16 protein-coding genes are annotated in these 14,565 nt (G+C 71.0%); 2 read left to right on the top strand and 14 right to left on the bottom strand.

Annotation, left to right across the window (positions count from 1 at the left end; genetic code table 11):
* Nucleotides 1–2: 2 nt before the first annotated feature.
* The 3 genes from ACIBJH_RS42480 to ACIBJH_RS42470 are packed head-to-tail and all read right to left on the bottom strand — an operon-like array spanning nt 3 to nt 2,859.
* Nucleotides 3–821 carry an ABC transporter permease gene (locus ACIBJH_RS42480; protein ID WP_399122306.1) on the bottom strand — a complete coding sequence of 273 codons (819 nt, stop codon included), beginning with the start codon at nt 819–821 and terminating at the stop codon, nt 3–5.
* The gene (locus tag ACIBJH_RS42475; RefSeq protein WP_399122305.1) at nt 806–1,705 is read right to left on the bottom strand and encodes an ABC transporter permease; all 900 of its coding nucleotides are present in this window, start codon (nt 1,703–1,705) and stop codon (nt 806–808) included. Before ACIBJH_RS42475 ends, ACIBJH_RS42480 begins: the two co-directional genes overlap by 16 nt.
* Nucleotides 1,702–2,859 carry an ABC transporter substrate-binding protein gene (locus tag ACIBJH_RS42470; RefSeq protein ID WP_399122304.1) on the bottom strand — a complete coding sequence of 386 codons (1,158 nt, stop codon included), beginning with the start codon at nt 2,857–2,859 and terminating at the stop codon, nt 1,702–1,704. Before ACIBJH_RS42470 ends, ACIBJH_RS42475 begins: the two co-directional genes overlap by 4 nt.
* Nucleotides 2,860–3,071: 212 nt before the next feature.
* On the opposite strand from ACIBJH_RS42470, the gene ACIBJH_RS42465 reads away from it, so the two are divergent.
* Nucleotides 3,072–3,812, top strand: coding sequence for a GntR family transcriptional regulator (locus ACIBJH_RS42465; RefSeq protein ID WP_200708890.1), 741 nt, complete (start codon nt 3,072–3,074; stop codon nt 3,810–3,812).
* A gap of 14 nt (nt 3,813–3,826) precedes the next feature.
* Here ACIBJH_RS42465 and ACIBJH_RS42460 read toward each other — a convergent pair whose 3' ends face one another.
* The 9 genes from ACIBJH_RS42460 to rpe all read right to left on the bottom strand — a co-directional run bounded on the left by ACIBJH_RS42460 (nt 3,827) and on the right by rpe (nt 10,164).
* On the bottom strand, nt 3,827–4,279 hold the full coding sequence (locus ACIBJH_RS42460) for an Lrp/AsnC family transcriptional regulator (protein ID WP_019066424.1): 453 nt from the start codon (nt 4,277–4,279) through the stop codon (nt 3,827–3,829).
* Between the two features lie 70 nt (nt 4,280–4,349).
* Nucleotides 4,350–4,745 (bottom strand): hypothetical protein, encoded by a 396-nt coding sequence (locus ACIBJH_RS42455; RefSeq protein ID WP_399122303.1) that lies wholly within the window; start codon nt 4,743–4,745, stop codon nt 4,350–4,352.
* Nucleotides 4,746–4,760: 15 nt separating this feature from the next.
* Nucleotides 4,761–5,276 carry a GNAT family N-acetyltransferase gene (locus tag ACIBJH_RS42450; protein WP_399122302.1) on the bottom strand — a complete coding sequence of 172 codons (516 nt, stop codon included), beginning with the start codon at nt 5,274–5,276 and terminating at the stop codon, nt 4,761–4,763.
* An 86-nt stretch (nt 5,277–5,362) separates the two neighbouring features.
* Nucleotides 5,363–6,805 carry a GuaB1 family IMP dehydrogenase-related protein gene (locus ACIBJH_RS42445; RefSeq protein ID WP_399122301.1) on the bottom strand — a complete coding sequence of 481 codons (1,443 nt, stop codon included), beginning with the start codon at nt 6,803–6,805 and terminating at the stop codon, nt 5,363–5,365.
* Between the two features lie 170 nt (nt 6,806–6,975).
* Entirely contained in the window at nt 6,976–7,587 is a 612-nt protein-coding gene (locus ACIBJH_RS42440; protein ID WP_399122300.1) for a hypothetical protein, read from the bottom strand.
* A 35-nt stretch (nt 7,588–7,622) separates the two neighbouring features.
* A complete protein-coding gene (locus tag ACIBJH_RS42435; RefSeq protein ID WP_399122299.1) occupies nt 7,623–7,940 on the bottom strand; it encodes a barstar family protein in 318 nt (105 codons plus the stop codon).
* Nucleotides 7,937–8,302: a ribonuclease domain-containing protein gene (locus ACIBJH_RS42430; RefSeq protein ID WP_399122298.1), complete on the bottom strand. Its 366-nt coding sequence runs from the start codon at nt 8,300–8,302 to the stop codon at nt 7,937–7,939. Before ACIBJH_RS42430 ends, ACIBJH_RS42435 begins: the two co-directional genes overlap by 4 nt.
* 50 nt (nt 8,303–8,352) lie before the next feature.
* Nucleotides 8,353–9,399, bottom strand: coding sequence for a sugar-binding transcriptional regulator (locus ACIBJH_RS42425; protein WP_399122297.1), 1,047 nt, complete (start codon nt 9,397–9,399; stop codon nt 8,353–8,355).
* A 78-nt stretch (nt 9,400–9,477) separates the two neighbouring features.
* Complete coding sequence (gene rpe / locus ACIBJH_RS42420; RefSeq protein ID WP_399122295.1) at nt 9,478–10,164, bottom strand: ribulose-phosphate 3-epimerase; 687 nt, start codon at nt 10,162–10,164, stop codon at nt 9,478–9,480.
* A gap of 124 nt (nt 10,165–10,288) precedes the next feature.
* Here rpe and ACIBJH_RS42415 point away from each other — a divergent pair, with 124 nt between their 5' ends.
* Entirely contained in the window at nt 10,289–11,455 is a 1,167-nt protein-coding gene (locus ACIBJH_RS42415; RefSeq protein WP_399122294.1) for a lactate 2-monooxygenase, read from the top strand.
* A gap of 461 nt (nt 11,456–11,916) precedes the next feature.
* Here the strand turns inward: ACIBJH_RS42415 and ACIBJH_RS42410 are convergent, their stop codons facing one another.
* Both ACIBJH_RS42410 and fmt read right to left on the bottom strand, forming a co-directional pair.
* Nucleotides 11,917–13,335, bottom strand: coding sequence for an RsmB/NOP family class I SAM-dependent RNA methyltransferase (locus ACIBJH_RS42410; protein WP_399122293.1), 1,419 nt, complete (start codon nt 13,333–13,335; stop codon nt 11,917–11,919).
* A 90-nt stretch (nt 13,336–13,425) separates the two neighbouring features.
* On the bottom strand, nt 13,426–14,361 hold the full coding sequence (gene fmt, locus ACIBJH_RS42405) for a methionyl-tRNA formyltransferase (protein ID WP_399122292.1): 936 nt from the start codon (nt 14,359–14,361) through the stop codon (nt 13,426–13,428).
* Nucleotides 14,362–14,565: the final 204 nt, after the last annotated feature.

The raw sequence follows: 14,565 nt of genomic DNA, 5'->3' as shown, positions 1-14,565 counted from the left end.
GTTCATCCCCGGGACTCGGCGGTTTTGTCGCGCCCGCCGACACCGGCGAGCGTGAGGAGGAGTGCCCAGGTGACGACCAGGCTGAGCACGGAGACGGCGACGGAGAGCTGGGCGTTGGACCCGCCGACGCTGTAGATCCACACGGCGAAGGGCTGGAAGCCGAGCAGTTGGGCCACGGTGAACTCGCCGAGCACCAGCGCCAGCGTGAGGAAGGACGCGTTGAGCAACGCCCCGCGCAGATTGGGCAGTACGGCCTGCACGAGGGCCTGCGGCCAGCCCGCGCCGCAGCTGCGGGCGGCCTCGACGAGGGTCTTCACGTCGATGGCCCGCAGCCCGGAGTCCAGCGCCCGGTACACGAACGGCAGCGCCATCACGACGTAGGCGAGGACGAGGATGAAGGGGAAGCTCGGGTTCTGGATGGCGACGAAGGTCTCGAACAGCGGGGTGCGGGACAGGTAGTCGGGGCCCCACTTGAGGACGGTGGCGATACCGGCGACGAACGCGATCGGCGGCACCACCAGCGGCAGCGAGCAGATCACCTCGACGACCGGGCGCAGCCGGGGCGCGCCGAGCCGTAGCGCGACCATGGCCGGCACCATCAGGAGCAGGACGACGGCGATGGTGGCGGCGGCGAGTTCCAGCGAGAGCACCAGGCTGGAGGTGAAGCCGTCGGCGGAGACGATCTGGGTGTAGGCGTCGAAGGTGACGCCCTCCCCCGGCACGTCGACCGTGAAGATCACCGACGCGGCGAGCGGCACCAGGAAGTACAGGGCGGCGAGGCCGAGGACGACCCACCGCCAGATGTTCAGGCGTCCAGCCATCGCGCGCTCCGTCGTTGCAGGGGCAGGTACACGGCCATGACCAGGCCCGCGACCAGGACCATGTCGAGGCTGAGGGCGAGAGCCACGTTCTCCTGGCCGACCAGCACATTGCCGGAGATGGCGTCGGCGATCTGCAGGGTGACCAGCGGGATCGAACTGCCCACCATGGCCGCGGCGGTGGCGTACGCGGCGAAGGCGCTGCCGAAGAGGAGGACGAACCCGCCGAGCAGCGAGGGCAGCAGCACCGGCAGGGCCACGTGCCGCCAGTACTGCACGCCGGTGGCGCCGTTGTTCGCGGCGGCCTCGCGCCACTGGGTGCGCAGGCCCTCCAGGGCGGGGGTGATGGTGAGGACCATCAGCGGGATGAGGAAGTACAGGTAGACGAGGACGAGACCCGAGAAGCTGTAGAGGTCCCAGCCCTTGTCCTTGAGGCCCAAGTGGGTCGTCAGCACACCGGCGTTGCCCAGCGTCGCGACGAACGCGAAGGCGAGGGGGACACCACCGAAGTTGGCGAGGACGCCGGAGGCGGTGAGGACGGCCTCGCGCAGCGCGCGGAAGCGGGAGGTGACGACGACCTGCGCGAGCGGGAGACCGAGCAGGGTGCCGAGGGCGGCCGAGAGGGCGGACAGTTTGACGCTGCCGACCAGCGCGGTGAAGTAGGCGCCCTGGAGCGAGTCGGTCAGGTTGGCGGTGCTGTACGAAGTGGCGCCCGTCGTCTGGTTCTTGACGGTGAAGGCGCCGTTCAGCATCGCGATGGCGGGCACCCCGAAGGCGACCGCGACGAACACGAGCAGCGGGACCACGGCTATCCAGCCGGGGACGCGACGCCGCCGCTTCTCGGAAGCGGCGGCGCCGACGTCGGCCCGCGTGAGCGTGGCCGTCATCCGGAGACGGCCTTCGCCCAGCCGGACGCGATGACCGTCTTGGCCTTGGCCTGCTGAGCCTCGGTCGGGAAGGCAGGCGTGCCGCTGACCTGCGGGAGCTTGGCGGCGGCGGTCTTGTCGAGCGTGCCGGCCGACTCCATGGAGGTCATCAGCGCCGGACGCGCGTATCCCTTGAGCCACAGGTTCTGGCCCTCGGCGCTGTACAGGTACTCCTGCCACAGGCGGGCGGCCGCCGGGTGCGGGGCGTCCTTGTTGATGGCCTGCGAGTAGTACTGCGCGTACTGGCCGTCGCTCGGGATGGAGACCTTCCAGTCGACGCCCTTGGACTTGAACTCGTCGGCGTAACCGGCGTTGAGGTAGTCCCAGTCGATGGAGATGGGCGTCTCGCCCTTCTCGACGGTGGCCGGGGTCGACTCGACGGGCGTGTAGTTTCCGTTCTTCTTCAGCTTGGCGAAGAAGTCCAGGCCGGGCTGGATGTCGTCGAAGGAACCCTTGTTGGCGAGCGCCGCCGCGTAGACGCCGCCGAAGGCCGAACCCGACTTGGTGGGGTTGCCGTTGAGCGCGACCTGGCCCTTGTACTGCGGCTTCAGCAGGTCCGCGAAGGTGGTCGGACAGGTCTTCACACGCTTGGCGTCGCAGCCGATGGAGATGTAGCCGCCGTAGTCGTTGAACCACTGCCCCTTCGGGTCCTTCTGGCCCTCGGGGATCTGGTCGAAGGAGGCGACCTTGTACGGCGCGAGCAGTCCCTGCTGGGCGGCGCTGAGCGCGAAGGAGGAACCGAGGTCGAGGACGTCGGGCGCACGGTCCTGGCCCTTGCGGGAGGTCACGGCGTTGATCTCGTCCTGGCTGGAGCCGTCCGGGTTCTCGTCCGTGATCTTGATGCCGTACTTCTTGGTGAAGCCGTCGATGAGGGCACCGTAGTTGGCCCAGTCGCGGGGCAGCGCGATGGCATGCAGCGTGCCCTCCTTCTTGGCCGCCTTCACCAGGGCGTCCATGCCGCCGAAGTCGGCGGCGGAGGTGGCGGTGGCGGCGTTCTTGCCGTCGGCGGTGGTCGACGAGTTGGTGGGAGCGGCGCCGCAGGCGCTCAGGGCGAGCGCGGCGACGACGGCGAGGGAACCACCCAGGACGGCGTTTCTCGGCGGGGACACGGTCACGGTCTCTCCAGGGGTGCGCACGAGGGTCAGAGCAGAGCGGAGAACTTGTCTGAACAAGTTGGCCTCAGTACGCCCGCCAATGGTGTCTTGTTCGTAAACATTGGCGAAACCGTGACCCCTTATTCACTGCACACTCCTGGCTGACACGGATCACCAAGGGAACTCGACTACGCTGCTCACGCTGTGCACAGTGGCCGATTCGGAGGGGAAGCATGACGGCGCGACACGAGGAGATCGCCGACGAGCTGCGAAAAGCCATCGACCGCGAGGAGTACACAGTCGGCAGCCGACTGCCCGCGGAGACGGACCTCGCGGCGCAGTACGGAGTCTCGCGCGGCACGGTCCGCCAGGCCGTCGCCGCCCTCACCGCCGAGGGGCTGATCGGCTCCCGCCAGGGCGCCCGCCGGATGGTGCTGGCCAGCCGCCGCAGCCAGAGCTTCGCGGAGCTGCGCAGCTTCGCCGAGTGGGCGCGCGCGATGGAGCGCGAGGCGACCGGGCTCGTGGTCGAGCAGGAGTACCGCCCGGCCACCGCCGAGGACGTCGTACGCCTCCAACTCACCGAGAAGGCCCGGGTGTTGCACGTCCTGCGGGTACGCGGCCTGGACGGCGAGCCGGTCCTGCTGGAGCGGACCGTATACGCCGACTGGATCTCCCCGGCCGTCGAGGCGATCGAGCCCGACTGCCCGTCGGTGACTCAACGCCTGTACGACGACACGGGGTTGGTCTTCGCCTACGGCGAGCACGTGATCGACGCGGTGGCGGCGGGCGCGCAGGACGCGGAACTCCTGGGCATCCGCCGGACCAGCCCGCTGCTGCGGGTCCGCCGGGTGACAACCACCCGCGAGGGACGGCCCGTTGAGTGGTCGGACGACCGCTACCGCTCGGACGCGGTGAGCTTCAGCGTGCACAACTCGATAGGCAACAACGCGCTGGCCCGCAAGACGGCGGAGTAGGGCTCGGAGCGGAGCTAGGTCGGGGAACCCGACGAGAACCTTCGCAGCAGCGGGGACAGCACCAGTACGGACTTCGTCCGTTCCACGAACGGCTCCCCCGCGATCCGCTCCAGGACCCGCTCGAAGTGGCGCATGTCGGCGGCGAAGACCTGGACGACGGCGTCGGCGTCACCGGTGACGGTGGACGCGGCGACCACCTCCTGGTAGCGCTCCAGGCCCCGCCGGATGGTGTCCGGGGAGGTGTTGTGCCGGCAGTAGATCTCGACGAACCCTTCGGTCTGCCAGCCGAGCGCCGCCGGGTCCACCCGTACGGTGAAGCCGGTGATGGCGCCGGTGGCCCGCAGCCGGTCCACGCGCCGCTTCACGGCGGGCGCGGAGAGGCCGACGAGTTGCCCGATGTCCGCGAAGGAGCGGCGGGCGTCCTCGGCGAGGGCGTGCACGATGCGTTCGTCGAGTTCGTTCAGCACTGCGGGTGGTTCACTTCTCTGCGCTGGCCGGGTGGGAGCGGCGATGGCCGTATACGAAGTAGAACACGCTTCAGCCCTCGTCCGGGTCCCCCGCGAGGGCCCGCGCCTTCGCCAGGTCCTCCTCGTCGAACCCGATCCGTCCGGGCTGTCCGTGCACCTCCGCCTGCGCGTCGATCCAGCGCGTGTGCGCCTCCCAGGCGGCCTGCTTGCTCATGCCGAGCGCGGCCCCGATCTGCGTCCAGGAGGCACCGGCCTCGCGGGCCGCGCGGACGGTGAGCTGACGGCCGTAGGCGGCCTTGCGGGCGACGACCTCGCTCAGGGCGAGCAGTTCCAGCGTCTCGGCCTTGTCGAGGGCCTCGGCGTCGCTGCCGAAGCCGGCGAGGGACTCGCGGGTGCGGAGGTCGTCGAGGCGGGCGACGGCGGTGAGGAGGGTGTGCTCGGGTTCGATGCTCTGGGGTGTGGCCATGGGTTCAGCGTCGCGTCAAGGCCGCTTGACGTCAAGGGGGCCTGACGTCAGGTCCTTGACCAGGAACACGCACGGCTCGGCGTACTCGTGCCGCACGCCCTCGGCGTCGAGGTGCGCGTAGCGGTCGACGTACGTGACCGTGGGCCGGTAGCCGAGCCGTGCGTAGAGCGCCGCGGCACGGAGATTGCCGTCGCGGACGCCCAGTCCCATGACGTCGATGCCGCGCTCGCCGGCCAGTCGTTCGGCCGCGCGGACCAGCGCCGCGCCGATACCCCGCGAGCGCAGCGACTCGGGCCACACGAAGAGGCCGTTGATCTCCGGACAGTCCGACGGCACCTCGGGAGCCGCGCACCCGGTCCAGCGGACCTCCGCGTGCCCGACGGGACGACCGTCGAGCCAGGGGATCAGATAGCTGCTTCCGCCGGCCTCCTGACGGGCGAACCTCGCCCGGTGGTTCCCGTCGACGCTGTACGACGGCAGGAGGCGTTCCAGTACGGCGATGTCCTCGGCCCTGCACACGGCTATCTCCATGCCGTCGACGGTAGGACCCCGGGCACGCCGACGGCCCCTGGTTTTCCCGAGGCCGGGACAACAGGGGCCGCAGGAAAGGAAATTGGTCAGCTCCAGCTGGCGTGCAGGGGCTTGCCCTCCGCGTAGCCGGCCGCGCTCTGGATGCCGACGACGGCCCGCTCGGCGAACTCCTCCAGGGAGGCGGCGCCGGCGTAGGTGCAGGAGGAGCGGACGCCCGCGATGATCGAGTCGATCAGGTCCTCGACGCCCGGGCGGGCCGGGTCGAGGAACATGCGGGAGGTGGAGATGCCCTCCTCGAACAGCGCCTTGCGGGCGCGGTCGTAGGCCGACTCGTCGGAGGTGCGGTTGCGGACCGCGCGGGCGGACGCCATGCCGAACGACTCCTTGTAGAGGCGGCCGTTGGCGTCCTGCTGGAGGTCGCCCGGGGACTCGTACGTGCCCGCGAACCACGAGCCGATCATCACGTTCGACGCACCGGCCGCGAGCGCCATGGCGACATCGCGCGGGTGCCGGACACCGCCGTCCGCCCACACGTGCTTGCCGTACTTCTTCGCCTCGGCGGCGCACTCCTTGACGGCCGAGAACTGCGGGCGGCCGACGCCGGTCATCATGCGGGTGGTGCACATCGCGCCGGGGCCGACGCCGACCTTGATGATGTCGGCGCCCGCCTCGATCAGGTCCTTGACGCCCTCGGCGGCGACGATGTTGCCGGCCACGATCGGGACCTGCGGATCGAGGGCACGCACCTGCCGGATCGCGCTGATCATCGACTCCTGGTGGCCGTGGGCCGTGTCGATGACGAGCGTGTCGACGCCCGCGTCCAGCAGCTGCTTGGCCTTCTGCACGAAGTCGCCGTTGATGCCGACGGCGGCGGCGATCCGCAGCTTGCCGTCCGCGTCCACGGCCGGTGAGTACAGCGTGGCGCGCAGCGCGCCCTTGCGGGTGAGGATGCCGGCGAGCCTGCCGTCCTTGTCGACGGCGGGCGCGTAGCGGCGGTTGGCGCCGTCCAGCCGGTTGAACGCCTCGCGCGGATCGATGTCCGCGTCGAGCAGCAGCAGGTCCCGGGACATGACCTCGGCGAGCTGCGTGAAGCGGTCCACACCGGTGAGGTCGGCGTCGGTGACGACACCGACCGGGCGCTGGTCCTCGTCGACGACGACACCGGCGTTGTGCGCGCGCTTGGGCAGCAGGGCCAGCGCGTCGGCGACGGTCTGGTGCGGGGCCAGCCGGATCGGGGTGTCCAGGACGAGGTGGCGGCTCTTCACCCAGGAGACGACCTCGGTGACGACCTCGATCGGGATGTCCTGCGGGATGACCACGAGCCCACCGCGCCGGGCCACGGTCTCGGCCATGCGCCGGCCCGCGATGGCGGTCATGTTGGCGACGACCAGCGGGATGGTGGTGCCCGTGCCGTCCGGGGAGCTGAGGTCCACACCCTGCCGCGAACCGACCGCGCTGCGGCTCGGCACCATGAAGACGTCGTCGTACGTCAGGTCGTACGGGGGCTGGATGTCGTTGAGGAAACGCACGTGCCGCACATCCCAGTCGATCGAGGTGACCCCCGGACAGGTCAGCCAGGGGGAAGAGCACGTACTTCATTGTCCCATGTCAGGCGGAATGCCATGCCTCGGATCATCGTCCAGGCAGGTCACGGGGGTCGCTGGAGGAACGTCCAAGTGCGCCCCGCCGGGACAAGGGATCAGTACAGGAACCGGTGCAGCGGAGCCGACTCGGTCAGCAGCATGGTCAGCCGGTGGGCTAGGCGCTGCCACGCCTCGTCCTGCCCGTAGGTGAGTCTCACGTCCTCGCCGTCGGCCGCCTCGATCGCCGCGAAGAGGGTGGCCGTGTCGGCGTCGGGCGTGAGGTCCACCAGGGACAGCACCCGCGCCAGCGCGCCGACCAGGCCGACGGCGGTCTTCTCGGGCGTCAGGACCGTGCTGCGGACGACGGCCACGACACCCGAGGGGTCGGGCAGGTCCGGCGGCGCCACCAGGAGCCCGGACAGCTCGCGCAGCAGCGCGTACAGCAAGTCCGTGTCGCCGGTGGGCAGTTCGACGATGCGCAGGCCCTCGTGCTCCCAACGGCCGTTCGGCGTCCACACCTTGGGGCCGCGGGCCACCGCCTCGGCGAGTGTCTCCCGCACCCGCCGGAAGACCACGAGCCCGTCCGCGAAAAGCGCGTGCTCACCGGCTCCCCCCGCCGACTCGGCCAGCGGCGCCAGCAGGTGTTCCTCGACCCGGTCGCACTGCGCGTCGAGATCCGGATCCACGACCACGAGACGCACCGACGTGCGCTGCTCCTGTTGCTCCATACCGACCACTCTGCCAGCCGCCTCGGACAATCGGCCTAGTGCCCGTCCCCACCCAGCGCGAGCACCACGGACAGCGTCGGCGTCCGGTCGACCGCGTCACCGAAGACGTCGACGGCCGTCTCCCACTCCTCCGGCCGCGCCTTCGCGTACGCCCGCCAGTTCCGTACGACGACCAACAGGCCCTGCTCCACGGCCCCTTCGGGCCACACGGTGTGGTCGCCGAGGCTGTCGGCCAGGGCGTCCCAGTTGCGGCCGAACCAGTCGGGGAGCCGGAGGGCGCGAGCCGCACCGTCCATCAGGCCGGCCTTGTCCGTGACCCCTCGAAGGTCGAGCGTGACCGCGAGCTGCGTCATCTCAGTACCGTCCTGAACGACTTGTAGTGATCATCGGTGTAGTAGATCTCGCCGCCCTGCCCGGTGACAATGCGCCGGGCCCCGCGATCGCGCGAGCCCGGCGTCCGGACGGTGTATTCGTGGTAGTAGCCGCGTTTCTGCTCCGGCAGCAGCTTCTCGTAGTTCCCGAAGACGACCCCGTCCTTGGCGTACGGGAAGGGGCCGCCCCGGTCGATGAGGGTGAGGGTCTGCCGTGCCTCGGCGGGGAGTTGGGAGACCTTGACGGTCCCCGTGGCTCCGCCCGTGGCGGTGGACGAACACCCGACCGGCAGCAGTACGACCAGAAGGACGAGAAACACCCGGGAGACGAACCGCAGCAGCATGCGCCCGATGCTGCCACGGCCGTCCCGGCAGGAGTCGCTGCCGGGGCCCGTCAGATCCCGTCGGGGTCCGTCCGGCCGAGCGCCGACTTCGGCGGTGTGCCGGCCGTCATCAGATAGTCCGCGGCGGCGGTGTCCGTCACCAGGCTGGTGACGAGCCCGGACCGCAGCACCGCGTCGATCGCCGCCGCCTTCCGCTGCCCGCCCGCGATCGCGACGACCTCGGGGATACGGCGCAGCTGGTCCGCCTTGACGGTGATGCACCGCTCGCCCAGGTCCCGGCCGACCCGGCGGCCCTCGGCGTCGAAGAGGTGCGCGGAGGTCTCGGCGGCGACACCGAGGGACGAGTAGTGCGCCCGCTCCTCGGCGCTGAGCATGTCGTACACCGTGGAGATGCCGGGCTCCCAGGAGCCGATGGAGACACAGGCGACGGTGACCTTGTCGAAGTACTCGAAGGCGCGGGCGATCCCCGTCTGGTGGCGCAGCGCCTCCGCGGTGGCCGCGTCCGGGAGCAGCATCGGCGCGTAGATGGGGTGGGCGTCGCCGCCCGACACCTGCGCGGCCCGCCGTACCGCCTCGACCGAACCGCGCTCGGCGGTCCCGGCGTCGTACACGCCCGTCAGCTGGACCACCGTGCAGGGCGGCAGGCGGTCGAGGGCCGCGGCCATGTGGATGGTGGACCGGCCCCAGGCGAGGCCGAGCACATCGCCCTCGTTGACCAGCTCGCCGAGCAGGTCGGCCGCGACCTCCCCCAGGTTCTCGGGGTCGGGCGACTCCTCGCTGACCTCGGCCGGGGACTCGACCACTACGGCATGCCTGAGGCCGTAGCGGGCGCGCAGCGCGTCCGAGCGCTCCGCGTCCAGTTCGGCCGGTACTCGGATCTCGATGCGTACGAGATCCCGTTCGAGAGCGGTCTCCAGGACCCGGGCCACCTTGAAGCGGCTGACGCCGAACTCCTCCGCGATCTGGATCTTGGACTTGCCCTCAAGGTAGAAGCGGCGGGCCATGGCCGCCGCCTGCACCAGCTCTGCGGGTCCCATCCGCATGGCTGACCGGCCCGCCGACATACCCGACACGGCGATCTCCTCACTGCTCTTCACACTCTGGATTCGCCGTTCATCCTTGCAGATCCGGCGCTCTTGATCAGCCTTGATGGCCGCCGTTCACATACCTGCCGCTCAGTGGTCGCACGCCCAGGATGCCTTGCTCACGACCCCTTCGGCCTGTGTGCGCAATGCACGTACCGCCGCTGCCGGGTCGGATGCCCCGTAGACCGCCGAACCGGCCACGAACACATCGGCTCCGGCCTCCGCGCAGCGCTCGATCGTCGAGGCCGAAACTCCTCCGTCGACCTGCAGCCACAGCTCCAGCCCGTGCTTCCTGATCAGCTCACGGGTACGGCGGATCTTCGGCAGCATGATGTCGAGGAACGACTGGCCACCGAAGCCCGGCTCCACGGTCATGATCAGCAGCATGTCCAGCTCGGGCAGCAGATCCTCGTACGGCTCGATGGGCGTCGCCGGCCTGAGCGCCATGGAGGCGCGGGCACCGTTGGCCCGAATCTCCCGGGCCAGCCGCACCGGAGCCGCGGCCGCCTCGACGTGGAAGGTGACGGAGGAGGCACCCGCCTCGACGTACTGGGGGGCCCAGCGATCGGCGTCCTCGATCATCAGATGGCAGTCCAGCGGGGTGTCCGTCGCCCGGGCCAGCGACTCTACGACCGGCACACCGAGCGTGAGGTTCGGGACGAAGTGGTTGTCCATGACGTCGACGTGGAGCCAGTCGGCGCCCTCGACCGCCTTGGCCTCATCGGCGAGGCGGGCGAAGTCGGCGGACAGGATGCTGGGGTTGATCTGCACGGCCATGCCCCAAGCCTGCCATGTCCCGCGGGGGTTAGCGGCATCGGTCGGTGGCGGACGGGGTCGGGTGCGGGGTACGGGGCCGTAGCGCCCACTGCGAGAATCCTCCCCGAGCGAAGAGGGAGATGGCATGGGACAGCCGTTCGGCTCTTATCAGAACGAGATCTACTTCAACGGGCTCGGCGGCATCGTGCCGTCCTACCCGATGGCTTTCGCGGAACTGGAGGAGAGGGCGAGCGCGGCCCTGTCACCCTCCGTGTGGTCCTACGTCGCGGGCGGCGCCGGCGACGAACGCACCCAGCGCGCCAACGTGACCGCCTTCGACCACTGGGGCCTCGTCCCCCGGATGTTCGTCGGCGCGGCCCAACGCGACCTGTCCGTCGACCTGTTCGGGCTGAAGCTGCCCTCCCCCGTCTTCATGGCACCGATCGGCGTCCTCGGCCTCTGCGCCCAGGACGGACATGGCGACCTGGCGACCGCGCGGGCCGCCGCGCACACCGGCGTGCCGATGGTCGCGTCCACGCTCGCGGTCGACCCGCTGGAGGAGGTCGCAGCCGAGTTCGGCGACACCCCGGGCCTCTTCCAGCTCTACACCCCGACCGACCGCGACCTCGCCGCAAGCCTCGTCCACCGCGCCGAACAGGCCGGCTACAAGGGCATCGTGGTCACCCTGGACACCTGGATCACCGGCTGGCGCCCCCGCGACCTCGCGACCGCCAATTTCCCCCAACTACGCGGCCATTGCCTGGCCAACTACACGAGCGACCCGGTCTTCAGATCCCGCCTGACCCGCACCCCGGAGGAGGACCCCCAGTCCGCGGTCCTCCTCTGGACACAGCTCTTCGGCAACCCCCTCACCTGGGACGACCTCCCCTGGCTGCGCTCCCTCACGGACCTCCCCCTGATCATCAAGGGCATCTGCCACCCCGAGGACGTGCGCCGGGCCAAGGACGGGGGCGTGGACGCCGTCTACTGCTCCAACCACGGCGGCCGCCAGGCCAACGGCGGCCTACCCGCCCTCGACGCCCTCCCGTCCGTGGTCGAGGCGGCGGACGGCCTCCCGGTCCTCTTCGACTCCGGCGTCCGCACCGGCGCCGACATCGTCAAGGCCATCGCCCTGGGCGCCACCGCCGTCGGCATCGGCCGCCCGTACGCCTACGGCCTCGCCCTCGGCGGCACGGACGGCATCGTCCACGTCCTCCGCTCACTCCTCGCGGAAACCGACCTGATCATGGCGGTCGACGGCTATCCAACCCTGGCGGACCTCACACGGGAGGCGCTCCGACGGGTCGCCTGAGGCACGGCAGGCGTCAACTGGGGCTGGGGATGGGCGTGTTCAGTGAACGGTGGGTGAGCTGGTGCTGCGGACGAACACGTTCCGCGGTCCGCACGGGAGCCGGCCCTGCCGGTGAGCGCGTTCTGCGACCGACGCGTCAACCGCCCCTGCGGATGAACACGTTCCGCGGTCCGCGCGGGAGCCAGCCCGACGGATGAACGGACCGGTGACCGGCGGGTGAGTCGGTGCTGCGGATGAGTGCATTCCGCGACCCGCGCACGAGCCAGCCCAGCAGTTGAACGCACCCCGCGACCGGCACACCAACCGGCGACGCGAGCGAACGCACCCCGCGACCAGCGCGTCAACTGGCTCTACGAATAAGCACGTTCCGCAGCCCGCGCGCGAATCGGCCCTGCACATGAACGCGCCAGTGAACAACGAGTGAGCCAGTCCCGCGAATGACGGCCCCCGCGGCCCGCCCGTCAGCCGGTCCTGCGGATCAGCGCCAGATACATCGCGTCGGTCCCGTGCAGGTGTGGCCACAGCTGTACGTCGGGGCCGTCGCCGAGGGCCGGGACGTCGGGGAGGAGCGGGCGGGCGTCGATCAGTTCGGTGTGCGGGTACTGCTTGAGCAGGTCGTCGACGACCGCCCGGGTTTCCGCGAGGTGCGGTGAACACGTCGCGTAGCCGACGACACCGCCGACGCGCACGGATTCCAGCGCGGTGCGCAGCAGCCCGCGTTGCAGGGGCGCGAAGCCGTCGAGGTCCTCGGGCCGGCGTCGCCAGCGGGCCTCGGGGCGGCGGCGCAGCGCGCCCAGGCCGGTGCAGGGCACGTCCATCAGGACGCGGTCGAAGCTGCCGGGCCGCCACGGCGGCCGGGTCCCGTCGGCGGCGATGACCTGGTACGGCCCGGGGTTCCCGGCGAGCGCCTTCGCCACCAGGCCCGCGCGGTGCGGCTGCTTCTCGGAGGCAAGGAGCGTCGCCCCGCGCTCGGCGGCCACCGCGGCGAGCAGCGCGGCCTTGCCGCCGGGGCCCGCGCAGCCGTCGAGCCAGGTCTTGTCCGGCCCGTCGAGCGGCGCGTTGGCCAGCGCGAGGGCGACCAGCTGGCTGCCCTCGTCCTGGACTCCCGCCCGGCCCTCCTTCACGGCGGCCACGGCCCCGGGCTCCCCGCCCTCACTGAGCCGCACGGCGTACGGCGACCAGCGCCCCGGCAGCGCGGCCTCCTCACGCAGCAGCTCGTCGGCGGTGGACCGGCCGGGGCGGGCCACGAGGGTCACCTCGGGCCGCTCGTTGTCGGCCTCCAGCAGGTCCTCGATCCCGGCGCGCGGCCCGCCGAGCGAGTCCCACAGCGCGGAGACGACCCAGCGCGGGTGCGAGTGCACGATGGCGAGGTTGTCCTCGGGGTCGTCGTCGTAGGGCGGCGCGACCCGTTCGACCCAGGTGTCGAAGTCGTCCTGCGCGACCTTCCGCAGCACGGCGTTGACGAATTTGGCCCGTCCGTCGCCGAGGACGACCCGGGCGAGTTCGACGGAGGCGGACACGGCGGCGTGGGTCGGGATCCGCGTCCCGAGCAGCTGGTGCACCCCGAGGCTCAGCACATCCAGCACCGGCGGGTCGACCTCGCGCAGCGGCCGGTCGACGCACGAGGCGATGATCGCGTCGTACGTCCCCTGCCGACGGAGCGTCCCGTAGACCAGCTCGGTGGCGAGCGCCGCGTCCCGCGCGTCGAAGTCGCCTTTCTCGCGCGCCTTCCGCAGCAGTGGCGGCAGTACGAGGTTGGCGTACGCGTCCCGCTCGTCGACGGCCCTCAGCGCCTCGAAGGCGAGGATGCGGACGGGGTCCTTCTGCGGCCGGCGGTAGGGCTTGCCGGGCTTACGGGGTCGCGGGGACTGCTCGCTCACGAAAAAGGTGCTCCGGATTTCTGGCCGAGATGTGCGTCCAGCCTACGTCGCACCGGCCCGACCGCGCGCGGGACGTCACGCCCTGGGAGTTCAGAGGGTCCCGACCGTCTCCCCCGCGCCGATCCGCGCCCCGCGCGCCCAGTCCGCCGCCCGCATCGGCTTCTTGCCCTGCGCCTGCACCCACAGCAGCTCGACGGCGTACGACCCGGTGCCCACGTACACGTTGTTCTTGCCGACGGAGAGTTCACCGGGCGTGAGGTCGGTCCGCTCCGGCACCGGCACGGCCTGGACGATCTTGAGCCGCTCGCCCCGGAAGCCGGTCCAGGCGCCGGGCGCCGGGGTGCACCCGCGCACCACCCGGTCCACGCGCAGGCCGGGGGCCGTCCAGTCCACCTGGGCGTCCTCGACGTTGATCTTCGGAGCGAGGGTGATGCCCTCGCTCGGCTGCGGTACGGCTTTCAACGTCCCGTCCTCGATGCCGTCCATGGTCGCCGCCAGCAGGCCCGAGCCGGCGAACGCGAGCCGGGTCAGCAGGTCGCCGCTGGTGTCGGTGGGGCGGATCTCCTCGGTCACGGTGCCGTAGACGGGCCCGGAGTCGAGTCCTTCCTCGATCAGGAAGGTGGAGGCGCCGGTGATCTCGTCGCCGGACATGACGGAGTGCTGCACGGGGGCGGCGCCGCGCCAGGCGGGGAGCAGCGAGAAGTGCAGGTTGACCCAGCCGTGGGCGGGGATGTCGAGGGCGACCCGGGGCAGCAGGGCGCCGTAGGCGACGACGGGGCAGCAGTCGGGCGCGATCTCCCGCAGCCGCTCCAGGAACTCCGGGTCGCGCGGCTTGACGGGCTTCAGCACCTCGATGCCCGCCTCTTCGGCCCGCTCGGCGACGGGGCTCGCCACCAGCCTGCGCCCACGCCCGGCCGGTGCGTCGGGCCGCGTGACGACGGCGGCCACCTCGTGCCGCCCGGAGGCGATCAGGGCGTCCAGGGCGGGAACGGCGACCTCGGGGGTACCGGCGAAGACGAGCTTCATGGGTGGGTTCGGGCCTCTCGGGCGGGGTCGGGCGGCAGCGCACCAGTCTATGGCGCACGGGCCCAGGAGCCCACGTCGGAGAACACGCGGACGTCCGCAGCGCACACCGGTTCACCGGGGGCGTACGCATATGCCCTTACGCCCCCGTTGCGTGACCAGCGGAGCGCACACGCGTTGGTCAAGAAAGAGTTGACCACTATGGGC

The organism is Streptomyces sp. NPDC050548 (assembly GCF_044457385.1).
In the GTDB taxonomy this organism is placed as follows: Bacteria; Actinomycetota; Actinomycetes; order Streptomycetales; family Streptomycetaceae; genus Streptomyces.
Note: the sequence above shows the minus strand (reverse complement) of the source record. Positions and strands in the feature narration are given on the sequence as shown.